Source organism: Amycolatopsis sp. NPDC054798 (assembly GCF_053611505.1).
Map to the genome: position 1 here is coordinate 1 of NZ_JBSHAM010000163.1, position 11589 is coordinate 11589.

Consider the following 11589-nt stretch of genomic DNA (forward strand, 5'->3'; position numbering starts at 1 on the left):
GGGCATTTCGGCTGGGTTGGCGTCCCGTGTGGACAGTCGGCAGGCCGAGGTCGCCCGGCTTAAGTCCCTGGCATGGGAATCTGAGTCCGTGAAGGAGCCCTTCACGGCCAGCGAGCGACCGGCCGAGCCGAGAAGCCCAACGAGCGAATTACCGCCCGGGCCGGGAAGCCCAGCGTCCAGTGAAGCGGCGCGGCCGACGGCTCACCGCTTCCGCCCATCGGGGGCTCAGGTCCGACCGGATCTCCGTCCGGGACCGCACCAGCGCCGCCCCGCGCACCCCGCCGACATTCGCGTACACCCGGGTCGCGCCGGCGTCGCGCAAATGCGTCAGCACCCGCCGGTCGAATCGTCCTTCCGGCAGCGAAAACCGCCGCACCGGCGTCCCGCTCAACTGCTCCAGCAACCGCGGCGCCTCGTCCAGCTCCCGGCGCACCGCGAACGAACCGCCCAGCCGCCGCCAGTCCAGCCGGTCCCAGCCGTGCGATCCGACGTGCATCCCCGCGTCCACCAGCTGCCGCAGCCCGTCGCGGTCGACGTACCCGCGCTCGCCGACGCGGCCGGCCAGCGGGAAGAACTCCGCGTAAAGCCCGCGCTCGACCAGCCGGGGCAGCGCGATCTCGACGTCCGAGGAGTTCCCGTCGTCGAAGGTGAGCTGAGCACCGCTCTCCGAAACGACGTCCAGCAGCGCGTCGAACTGGTCCACGGTGATCCACCGCTCGTCCTCGCCCGGATCGAGGGTTCGCTGGGGCCTGCCAATGCCATGCACCGCAAAGGTGATCATCGCGCCTCCCGTCTGCAGTACCGTACCCGATTAATCGGATTCGCAAACGGAGTAGTTACCGACGCTGATCCCGTGGTCAACCGCATAAATCCAGTCCAGAGAAAGCACTCCAGCAGGAAAATCGGAATACGTCCACACTTGTAGACAGCTTCCATCTTCACACGTTTGGGTGAAGATTCAATGATTCCGTTGATAATGCCGCCGCGCCTTCTCTCGGTTGCCGCAGGCCGCCATCGAGCACCAGCGCGCGCGGTTCGCCCGGCTGCGATCAAGAAGGAACAGCTGGCATTCGTCGTTGGCACAGGCCCGCAATCGCCCGGGAAGATCCTTTTCGATCGCCGCCCAATCCAGCACCGCCTCGACCGCCAGCCGCGCCCGCGACGGCGTCTCGATCTCCCAGCAAAGACCGTCCGACGAAACCTCCGGCACCTGACGCACCCCGTCGAGCAGCGGACGCAACACCGCCGGCGAGCTGTCCCCGCGCACGACGTCCCGCAGAAGATCTCGCGCCTGACGCAGCAACTCCAGCTCCGCGACGCTCCCGTCGCCCCCGCGCTCCCGCGCCCACTGCCGCCCTCCGGCCGCGTCGGCGAGCGCGTCCTGTTCCTCGCCGTTGACCAGCGGCCTGCTGTTGAGCAGCTCAAGCACGTCCATCGAAGCTCCCTAACCAGACTGAACCCTTTGACAGGTTAGCTCGACTGTGCTTCCCTGGCGAACACCTAACCGGATTAAAACCTCAAAGGGGTTAGTCATGATCCAGCACCGGACGGCGGCCGTCGACGGCCACGAACTCTTCTACCGCGAGGCCGGTCCCGCCGACGCACCCGCGATCGTCCTGCTGCACGGGTATCCGACCAGCTCGTTCATGTTCCGGAACCTCATCCCGCTACTGGCCGGCCGCTACCGCGTCATCGCGCCGGACCACCTCGGCTTCGGCCACTCCGCCGCCCCCTCGGCCGACGAGTTCGACTACACCTTCGACGCACTCGCCGACCTCACGTCCGGCCTGCTCGACCAGCTCGGCCTGGACCGTTACGCGGTTTACGTCCAGGACTACGGCGCCCCGATCGCCTGGCGGCTCGCGCTCAAGCATCCGGACCGGATCTCCGCGATCGTCACGCAGAACGGCAACGGTTACGAGGAAGGCTTCGTCGAGTCGTTCTGGACCGGCCTCTGGGCCTACGGCGCGAACCCCGGCCCGGACACCGAACCGGCCGTCCGCACCGCGCTGAGCTACGACGCCATCCGCTGGCAGTACCTGCACGGCGTCCCCGACCCGAGCCTGGTCAGCCCGGACACCTGGGAGCACGACCACGCCCGGGTCTCCCGTCCTGGCAACGACGAAGTCCAGCTGGCGTTGTTCCGGGACTACCAGAACAACCGCCCGCTGTACCCGCTGCTGCACGAGTTCCTGCGCACCCACGACGTCCCGGTGCTCGCGGTGTGGGGCCGCAACGACGAGATCTTCGGCCCGGCCGGTGCGGAAGCCTTCGCTCGCGACGCCAAGGACGCCGAGGTCCACCTGATCGACGGCGGCCACTTCCTGCTGGAAAGCCACCTCGACGTCGTGGCGGGCTACCTTCGCGGCTTCCTCGGCCGGGTCCTGAAGCGCTGACCTACTTACGAATCTCCAACGTGCAGCACTTCGGCCCGCCGCCAGCCTTTCGCAGTTCCGAAATGTCCACGTACACCGGCTCATAACCCCGCTCGGCAAGCCGCGCGCCGAGGTCGGTCGCCTCGACCGGCAGGACGACATTGCGGCCGTCGGACACCCCGTTCAATCCGAAGCATTCGGCGTCGGCCGCGGTGGCGAGCACAGCGTCCGGGAACATCCGCCGCAACACTCGCTGCGAGCCCGGCGAGAACGCGTCCGGGTAGTAGACGACCTGCGCGCTCGCCGTGTCGGTCGCCTCGGCGAGCACGAACAGCGCGGTGTCCAGGTGGTAGTAGCGCGGGTCGATCAGCTGCAGCGACACGACGGGGACGCCGAGCACCTCCTGCGCCTCGGCGTGCGCGGCCGGGTCGGTGCGGAAGCCGGTGCCGGCCAGCAGCAACCGTCCGGTCCAGGCGAAGTCGCCCTCGGCCTCGTTGATTTTCTCCGGCATGGTCAGGTCGCGGTAGCCGTGTTCGAGGAACCAGCGGCGGAAGTGCTCCGCCTCGGCGGTGCGCTGCGGGGCGCGAAAGCGCGAGCCGAGCACGCGTCCGTCCACGACAGTGCCCGAGTTGGCCGCGAACACCATGTCCGGGAGGCCGGGCTGCGGGTCGATTTCCTCGACAGTGTGGCCGAGGCGGCGGTAGGTGTCGCGCAGCTCGGTCCACTGCGCGACGGCGACGTCCGCGCTGACCGGCTTCGAGGGGTCCATCCAGGGGTTGATCGCGTAGTCGACGGCGAAATAACGCGGCGGGCACATCAGGTAACGGCGGGGCGTCGGCACCCGCGGCGGCACAACCTCTCCCTGCATGCAACCAGGCTAAGGTGGACCTAATCTCGCAATCAATCGCTGTTCAGTGCGCACCTGCGTGCTAAACATTGCGTGTGAACACCATCGACCAGCGAATCGTTTCCTGCCTGGTGGCCAACGCCCGCTCCAGCTATGCGGAGATCGGCAAGGTGGTCGGGCTGTCCGCCCCGGCGGTGAAGCGGCGCGTGGACCGGCTGCTGGAAACGGGCGTGCTGCGCGGCTTCACCGCGGTCGTCGACCCGGAGGCGCTCGGCTGGGGCACCGAGGCGTTCGTCGAGGTGCACTGCCAGGGCAACGTCACGCCCGGCCGGATCCGGGCCCGGCTCGAACCGCTGACCGAGGTGGTCGCCGCGTACACAGTGTCCGGTGCGGCGGACGCGATCGTCCACTTGCGCGCGGCCGACATCCACCATCTGGAAACCGCGCTGGAACGGCTGCGCGGGCTCGAAATCATCGACCGGACAGTGTCGACAGTCGTGCTGTCCCGGCTGCTGGAGAGGCCGCCGACGCCGTCGTGAGTGGCTACGCCGGTTCTAACCGGCATAGGCACTCACGACGATGCGATGCTGAGCGCCATGACCGACCGCATTCACAGCGAGCACGACCAGGGCGTCGCGCTGCTCACCGTCGACGCCCCGAAGAGCCGCAACGCACTCACCCTCGACCTCTCCGCCGAGCTGGCCGCAGCGGTCGCGCGCGCCGAAGCCGACGAGAGCGTGCACGCAGTGATCGTTACTGGCGCACCGCCGGCGTTCTGCGCGGGCGCGGACCTCACCGCGCTCGGCAAGGCCGACGCCGAAGGACTGCGCTCGGTGTACGCGGGCTTCCTCGCTGTCGCGGCCTGCAGCCTGCCGACGATCGCCGCGGTCGGCGGGGCCGCCGTCGGCGCTGGTCTGAACCTCGCACTGGCCGCCGACGTCCGCCTGGTGGGACCGCACGCCAAATTCATCCCGCGGTTCCTCGAACTCGGCCTGCACCCCGGCGGCGGCATGACCTGGATGTCGCAACGGATCCTCGGCCCGCAGCAGGCGTCCGCGATGGCGCTGTTCGGCGAAACCCTTACTGCGGAATCCGCGGTGAAAGCCGGGTTCGCACTGCGCTTAATCGAGGGCGACCACGACGCATTGGTCCAGGCCGCCCGCGACCTCGCCGCCCCGACGGTCGCCGCGCCGCGCGAGGTCGTGCTGTCCACCAAGCGGACTATGCGGCTGACGAGCGTCCTCACTGAACACGCCGCGGCAGTCGACGCCGAACTCGCCCCGCAGCTGGAATCGCTGGCCGCACCGGCATTCGCGCAGCGTTTGGCGGCGATGAAGGCGCGCATCAGCGGCCGCTGAACCGGCCCGCGCACAAATTCTCACATTCCGGGAACCCTCAACCTGGAGCAAACTGCTGGTCAGTGCCGCACCGGCGACAAGAGACGCGCGTCACTCCGGACCGCGGGCCGATCCGCCCTACGATCGAGGGCACCCCGGCGGGCATTCGGTCTGCACACCCCACACTTGGGCCGGACTCGGGCCGAGGCCAGGGCGTGGCGAGTAACCTCGGAAGCAGGCCTCGGCGGGCTCCCCGGGGAGCCGACCCTGGCCCGCAGCACGCCGGGAGAGAGGGATTCCCTGACCCATGAGCACCAGTGCGAACGGCAGCGCGGCCGGGAACGGCGCGCTGACCGCGTCCCGGTCCACCGAGGTGAACAAGCTGGACCGGGTGGTCATCCGGTTTGCCGGCGACTCGGGCGACGGGATGCAGCTGACCGGCGACCGGTTCACCTCGGAGGCGGCGGCGTTCGGGAACGACCTGTCGACCATGCCCAACTTCCCGGCGGAGATCCGGGCGCCACAGGGCACCATCCCCGGCGTCTCGTCTTTTCAGGTGCACTTCGCCGACTACGACATCCTCACCCCGGGCGACCGGCCGGACGTGCTCGTCGCGATGAACCCCGCGGCGCTCAAGGCGAACGTGCGGGACGTCCCGCACGGCGGGACGATCATCCTCAACACCGACGAGTTCTCCAAGCGGAACCTGGTGAAGGTCGGCTACGAGACCGACCCGCTCGAAGACGATTCGCTGTCGCCGTTCCAGGTGCACCGGGTCGCCATGTCGACACTGACCCAGGGCGCGCTCGCCGACACCGGGCTCGGCAAGAAGGACGCCGAACGCTGCAAGAACATGTTCGCGCTCGGCCTGCTGTCGTGGATGTACCACCGGCCGACCGAGGGCACCGAACGCTTCCTGCGCGAGAAGTTCGCGAAGAAGCCGGACATCGCCGAGGCGAACATCCTTGCCTTCCGGGCAGGCTGGAACTACGGCGAGACCACTGAATCGTTCGCGACCACCTTCGAGGTCGCGCCCGCGAAGCTGAACAAGGGCACCTACCGGCAGATCACCGGGAACACCGCGCTGGCGTACGGGATCGTGGCCGCCGGACAGCAGTCCGGGCTGCAGATCCTGCTCGGCACGTACCCGATCACTCCCGCTTCGGACGTGCTGCACGAGCTGTCCAAGCACAAGAACTACGGCATCATCACCTTTCAGGCCGAGGACGAGATCGCCGGCATCGGCGCCGCGCTCGGCGCGTCCTACGGCGGGGCGCTGGGCATCACGTCCACGTCCGGGCCGGGGGTCGCGCTGAAGTCGGAGACCATCGGCCTCGGCGTGATGACCGAACTGCCGCTGGTGATCATCGACGTGCAGCGCGGCGGGCCGTCCACCGGTCTGCCGACCAAAACCGAGCAGGCCGACCTGCTGCAGGCGATGTTCGGCCGCAACGGCGAATCGCCGGTGCCGATCATCGCGCCGCTCTCGCCGGCCGACTGTTTCGACGCGGCGATCGAGGCCACCCGGATCGCGCTGAAGTACCGCACGCCGGTGCTGCTGCTGTCCGACGGCGCGATCGCCAACGGTTCCGAGCCGTGGCTGGTCCCGAATGTCGAGGACCTTCCTGATCTTCGGGTGGAATTCGCGGCGGAACCCAACTCCGACAACGGATCCGGCGAGTTCTGGCCGTACGTGCGCGATCCCGAGACGCTCGCGCGGGCGTGGGCGATCCCGGGCACGCCGGGGCTGCAGCACCGCATCGGCGGGCTGGAGAAGGCCGACGGCACCGGCCACATCTCCTACGACCCGGACAACCACGACAAGATGGTGCGGCTGCGCCAGGCGAAAATCGACGGCATCGACGTGCCGGACCTTGAGGTCGACGACCCGTCCGGCGAGGCGCGCGTGCTGGCGCTGGGCTGGGGTTCGTCCTACGGCCCGATCGGCGCGGCGTGCCGCCGGGTGCGCAAGCTCGGGATGCCGATCGCGCAGGCGCATCTGCGCCACCTCAACCCGTTGCCGAAGAATCTCGGCGAGGTGCTCGCCCGCTACGACCGGGTCGTGGTCCCGGAGATGAACCTCGGCCAGCTTTCGCTGCTGCTGCGGGCGAAGTACCTGGTGGACGTCCACTCGCACACCAAGGTCGCCGGCCTGCCGTTCAAGGCCGAGGAACTGCAGAACGTGTTCTCCGACATCATCGCCAACCTCGTTCCGGAGGGCGTCAAGTGACCGCCATCGATCTCGGGCTGCCGCAATTGGGCGGCATCGACCTGGTGCCGACCACCGACGAACCGCAGAAGGCCAAGGACTACAAGTCCGACCAGGAAGTGCGCTGGTGCCCCGGCTGCGGCGACTACGTGGTGCTCAACGCCGTGCAGTCGTTCCTGCCGACGCTCGGGCTCAGGCGCGAGAACATCGTCTTCATCTCGGGCATCGGCTGCTCGTCGCGGTTCCCGTACTACCTCAACACCTACGGCATGCACTCGATCCACGGCCGCGCGCCGTCGATCGCGACCGGGCTCGCCACGACCCGCCCGGACCTGTCGGTGTGGGTCGTCACCGGCGACGGCGACGCGCTGTCCATCGGCGGCAACCACCTGATCCACGCGTTGCGGCGCAACGTGAACATCAAGATCCTGCTGTTCAACAACCGGATCTACGGGCTCACCAAGGGCCAGTACTCGCCCACTTCCGGACAGGGCATGGTCACCAAGTCCACGCCGATGGGTTCGCTGGACACGCCGTTCAACCCGCTGTCGCTGGCGATCGGCGCGGAGGCGTCGTTCGTGGGCCGCGCGATGGACTCCGACCGCAAGGGCCTCACCGAAGTCCTTGAAGCGGCGGCGAAACACCGCGGTTCGGCCTTGGTGGAGATCTACCAGAACTGCCCGATCTTCAACGACGGCGCGTTCGATGTGCTGAAGGACAAGGACGAAGCCGCGTCCCGGCTGATCCCGCTCCGCACCGGCGAACCGATCCGCTTCGGCCCGGAAGGCGAGTTCGGCGTCCGCCGCGGCGACTGGGGCGGCCTGGATGTCGGCAAGGTGGCGGAAATCGGCGAGGACAACCTGGTGGTGCACGACCCGTCGATCGCCGACACGTCGTACGCCTTCGCGCTGTCCCGGCTCGGCGACCAGAACCTGAACCACGTCCCGATGGGCATCCTGCGCCAGGTCGAACGCCCGACGTACGACGACGCGGCGCGCGCGCAGGTCGAGCAGGCGCGTGAGGCGCGGAAGCCGGATCTGCAGGGCTTGTTGCGCGGCAAGGACACCTGGACTGTCGCTTAGTCCACTTAAGACAGAGGCCGCCACTCCTGGTTCGGGGATGGCGGCCTCTGTCTTAAGTGGACTCAATGCAACGGGCGGAACCCGACTCGCTCAGCGTCGGCCGCGCTGCGGAACCACACCTCAGCCACCATCTTCGGGAACTGCGGTGAATCCTCCCCGCAATACCGCAACGCCGTCACGCTCGCCTTCACCGTGAACCCCTCCGCCGGACGTCCACCGCCTGGCCGGGGCATCGCCGAACCCGGACCGAACGGCCCAGGCGGCACCGCGTCATCGGCGGTCTGCCGGGCAGGCGGCGGTTCCGGCGCGGCCATCGCGGCCTGGTTCGGCTGCACGGACGGCTCGAACAGCGAACCGCTGTGCCCGCCGGCGAGATCCGGTTCGCGGCGTTCCACCGGGCGCATCGACGGCTGGATCGGCCGCGGCGGGTCGAAACCGCCGCGCGGGGATTCGCGGCGCTGCCGCTTGGGCAGGCCCTGCCCGACCTCCCCTGTGTCCACGGAGTCCTCTGTGGACTCGGCAGGCTCGGTCGTCGGTTCGGTGTTCGGGAGCAGGTGGTCGGTCGTCGACTCTTCTTCGAGATGGCCGACGGCCGATTCGGCGGGTTCCTCGAACGGCGACCGCTGCGGAGTGTCCGGCTGGCTGAACCAGGCCGGCTCCGGCTCGGCCGCGCGGCCCGGACCCGGGCGGAACAGCGAGACCGGCTCCGGCTCGGAAGCGGTGCTGTCCAACGGAGTCGGGTCGAGCCGTCGTTCCAAAGAGGACAGTCCGTCGGCGGGCTCGGCCAGGTGCCGGGCTGGCTCCTCCTCGGCGGGACTGTCCACTTCGGCGTGGGCCGCCGCGGGAGCGGGGCTTTCCGCCGGTTCCGGAAGACGGTGGTAGCCGCTGTCGTGCTCGTCCGCCGGTTCCACGACGCGGTGGTAGCCGCTGTCGTGGTCCTCGGCCGGTTCGGCGATGCGGTGCGAACCGGTGTCGCGGTCGGCCGGCTGCAGGTACTCGGTAGCCGCGGCACGGTAGGCCGAACCGGAATCCTCCGGCGCGCTCTCGGCCGGCGCGCTGTCGAAAAGACCGTTCGCCGCTTGGTGTTCTTGAGCCTCCGCCTGCGCGAACGCCTCGTCGACATCGTCATCGGCAGAACCCGCAGCACTCGCCGAATCCGTCGGCGCGGGAGCGGCCGCGGGTTCCGGAGCCGTGCGGTACTCCGCGTCGTACTCGGCCTCCGGCTCGAATGCGCTCGTCGCCTGGATGACTTCCGTCGGAGCGTGCTCGCGGCGGTCTCTGGTCCAGTCCTCCGCCGGAGGCAGCACCGCAGTGCGCGCGGGCGTGCTGGCCGCTGCGCGCGCCGTGTCCGCGTGCGCGCTCGCCAGTTCAGCTTCCAGTTCGCGCACTCGCTTGCGCGCCGGACGCGCCAGCACCAGCCAGGCGATGATCGCGCCGACGATGAAGGCCAGCAGGCTCCAGAGCCACACCTGCCCGAAAATGGACATCTTCCGCCCCTTTTAGAACGTTCGCGCGACCAGGTAGTCGGCGACCGACTCGCAAGCGTCGCGCGCAGGGGAAGCGGGCAGCGAGGCGAGCTCGGCACGTGCTCGGGAAGCGTAGTCGGAAAGGGTTTCCCGCGCGCGTTCGAGGCCGCTCGAACGGCGCAGCAGCTCGAGCGCCTCGGCCACCAGCTTGTCGTCGGTGATCGGGCCGGCGAGCAGCTCCACGAGCCGCGGGTCGGTGTCCGGATCGGCCAGTGCGTACAGCATCGGCAGCGTGCGGACGCCTTCACGCAGGTCAGTGCCCTGCGCCTTGCCGAGTTCGACCGACGGCGAGGCGATGTCGATGACGTCGTCGGAGATCTGGAAGGCCGCGCCGATGATGTCGCCGAAGCGGCGCAGGGCCTGGATGTGCTCCTCGGCCGCGCCGGACATCATGCCGCCGAAGCGTCCGGACGTCGCGATCAGCGAACCGGTCTTCTGCGCGATGACGGTGAGGTAGTGCTCGACCGGATCGTCGCCGGGGCCGGGGCCAACGGTCTCCCGCATCTGCCCGCTGACCAGCTCGCCGAACGTCTCGGCAATGATCCGCGCGGCGTCCGTGCCGAGGTCGGCGACGAGCCGCGAGGCGTGCGCGAAGAGGTAGTCGCCGGTGAGGATGGCGACGGTGTTGTCCCAGCGCGAGTTGACGCTCTCCGCGCCCCGGCGCATGGTCGCCTCGTCCATCACGTCGTCGTGATACAGCGTCGCCAGGTGCACCAGCTCGACCGCGGCGGCCGCGATCAGCACCTGCTCGCCCTGTTTGGGGCCGAACTGCGCGGACAGCAGCGTGAACAGCGGGCGAAAACGTTTGCCCCCTGCCTCGACCAGGTGCAACGCGGCGTCGTGCACAGCGGGCACGTCGCTCTTCACGACGTCCCGCAGCATCGTCTCGACGTCCGCCAGGCCGCCCGCGATGGCCCGCAGCAGCGGCTCGTCCTGGATCTGCAGTCCGACGGTCGCGCGCAGGTCCTCGACAGCGCCATCCCGGGCCGCCCCCGGAGGTGGTGAAGACACAGACACGTCGGCTCCGCTCTCTCGTGGCGCTCTTCGCCAGTCGGTTACCCCCTTCAGGGTAGTGGTTGCCCCGCAGCCTGCGTTTACCCGCTGTCCTGCGGAAACGGTGACGAACGCGACACTGCCGCCCCAGCTGCCCGCCACGCCACGAACGGGTTGATCCGCGATCCCGGACGAGTGATCGCCGCCCGAGGACCGCAACGGGCGATTCGGACCTGCGGATAGTCCTGGAAGGCAGCTTCCGCAACGAGGAGACGACACATGATCATCAAGCGCACCGCACTGGCCGGGGCAGCGCTGGCCGCCACCGGTTTGCTCGCCGCCGCCGGAACCGCCGCCGCGGACAGCCCCGCCGGAATCGCCGACATCGGCAACGCGAACTTCACGAAGGCCGGAACCGCCGTCTCGGTGCCCACCCAGGCCCCCTGCGCCGTAGAGGGCCCGACAAGCGGCTCCGCAACAGCAGTGTCCCAGCCCGGAATCCGCTTCGGCGGCGGCACGTCCTCCTGCACCACGGAGGTCACGGACCCGGCGAACGACGTCACCACCACCACGTCGACCGCCACCGGAAACAACTTCGAACTCTCGGCCTTGGTGAGCGCAGGCGGCAAACGCATCCGCATCTCGTCGTACACGGTGACCTGCAAGGCAACCCAGAGCGGAACCAACGCCAACTGGACCCTCAGCGGCCTCACGGGCATCAGCGGTCTGCCTTCCCCGATCCCCGCGAACTACACCAAGCCACTGACGAAAACCGACGGAACCGTACTGGCGAACGCGGTCTTCAACATCCAAACCCTGCCCGGCGACGGAAGCATGACCCTGACCATGCTGCGCATCGACTTCGCCCCCGCCTCCGGCGCTTCCGGCTCGGTCACCATCGGTCACACCGCCTGCGCCCCGACTCCCTGAAGTCCACCGCGCCCTGCCCCAATGTGGCATTGGGTGCATCCCACGCACCCAATGTGGCATTCGGTGCGTCACATGCACCCAATGCCACATTGGGGCGCTAGCCGCCCCCTTGAAGTCCGCACCCGCGTACACAACCCGCCAGCGCGCCCAAGCCCCGCGCCCCACCTGCCCAACCGCAGCCCGCGCACACAACCCCACCAGCGCAGCCACACTCCCCCGCACCCCGATACGAAGCCAAAAACGCGGGCGGCGGGTGCTTGTCAAGGCATCTTTCCCGCCTTGACAAGCAC

Annotated in this window: 11 protein-coding genes; 6 read left to right on the top strand and 5 right to left on the bottom strand. The window is 68.9% G+C overall.

Annotated elements, in window-relative coordinates; translation table 11 throughout:
• Positions 1–148 precede the first annotated feature (148 nt).
• Both ACWGIC_RS43125 and ACWGIC_RS43130 read right to left on the bottom strand, forming a co-directional pair.
• On the bottom strand, positions 149–781 hold the full coding sequence (locus ACWGIC_RS43125) for a polysaccharide deacetylase family protein (protein WP_452081734.1): 633 nt from the start codon (positions 779–781) through the stop codon (positions 149–151).
• 177 nt (positions 782–958) lie between these two features.
• Entirely contained in the window at positions 959–1435 is a 477-nt protein-coding gene (locus ACWGIC_RS43130) for a CGNR zinc finger domain-containing protein (RefSeq protein ID WP_452081735.1), read from the bottom strand.
• 97 nt (positions 1436–1532) lie between these two features.
• On the opposite strand from ACWGIC_RS43130, the gene ACWGIC_RS43135 reads away from it, so the two are divergent.
• Complete coding sequence (locus ACWGIC_RS43135; protein ID WP_452081736.1) at positions 1533–2396, top strand: alpha/beta fold hydrolase; 864 nt, start codon at positions 1533–1535, stop codon at positions 2394–2396.
• Between the two features lies 1 nt (position 2397).
• Here the strand turns inward: ACWGIC_RS43135 and ddaH are convergent, their stop codons facing one another.
• Entirely contained in the window at positions 2398–3243 is an 846-nt protein-coding gene (gene ddaH, locus ACWGIC_RS43140) for a dimethylargininase (RefSeq protein WP_452081737.1), read from the bottom strand.
• Positions 3244–3317: 74 nt separating this feature from the next.
• On the opposite strand from ddaH, the gene ACWGIC_RS43145 reads away from it, so the two are divergent.
• The 4 genes from ACWGIC_RS43145 (at position 3318) to ACWGIC_RS43160 (ending at position 7850) form a co-directional block, all read left to right on the top strand.
• The gene (locus tag ACWGIC_RS43145) at positions 3318–3761 is read left to right on the top strand and encodes an Lrp/AsnC family transcriptional regulator (RefSeq protein WP_037712217.1); all 444 of its coding nucleotides are present in this window, start codon (positions 3318–3320) and stop codon (positions 3759–3761) included.
• A gap of 57 nt (positions 3762–3818) precedes the next feature.
• Positions 3819–4580 carry an enoyl-CoA hydratase gene (locus tag ACWGIC_RS43150; RefSeq protein WP_452081738.1) on the top strand — a complete coding sequence of 254 codons (762 nt, stop codon included), beginning with the start codon at positions 3819–3821 and terminating at the stop codon, positions 4578–4580.
• Positions 4581–4866: 286 nt separating this feature from the next.
• Complete coding sequence (locus tag ACWGIC_RS43155; RefSeq protein ID WP_452081739.1) at positions 4867–6789, top strand: 2-oxoacid:acceptor oxidoreductase subunit alpha; 1923 nt, start codon at positions 4867–4869, stop codon at positions 6787–6789.
• Positions 6786–7850 carry a 2-oxoacid:ferredoxin oxidoreductase subunit beta gene (locus ACWGIC_RS43160; RefSeq protein ID WP_452081740.1) on the top strand — a complete coding sequence of 355 codons (1065 nt, stop codon included), beginning with the start codon at positions 6786–6788 and terminating at the stop codon, positions 7848–7850. The genes ACWGIC_RS43155 and ACWGIC_RS43160 overlap by 4 nt, the downstream gene beginning before the upstream one ends.
• A 62-nt stretch (positions 7851–7912) precedes the next feature.
• On the opposite strand, the gene ACWGIC_RS43165 is transcribed toward ACWGIC_RS43160, so the two are convergent.
• The gene (locus ACWGIC_RS43165) at positions 7913–9337 is read right to left on the bottom strand and encodes a sunset domain-containing protein (protein ID WP_452081741.1); all 1425 of its coding nucleotides are present in this window, start codon (positions 9335–9337) and stop codon (positions 7913–7915) included.
• 12 nt (positions 9338–9349) lie between these two features.
• Positions 9350–10387, bottom strand: coding sequence for a polyprenyl synthetase family protein (locus ACWGIC_RS43170; protein ID WP_452081742.1), 1038 nt, complete (start codon positions 10385–10387; stop codon positions 9350–9352).
• A gap of 261 nt (positions 10388–10648) precedes the next feature.
• Between ACWGIC_RS43170 and ACWGIC_RS43175 the strand changes: the two genes are divergently transcribed.
• The gene (locus tag ACWGIC_RS43175; RefSeq protein ID WP_452081743.1) at positions 10649–11299 is read left to right on the top strand and encodes a hypothetical protein; all 651 of its coding nucleotides are present in this window, start codon (positions 10649–10651) and stop codon (positions 11297–11299) included.
• The last annotated feature ends 290 nt before the right edge of the window (positions 11300–11589 follow it).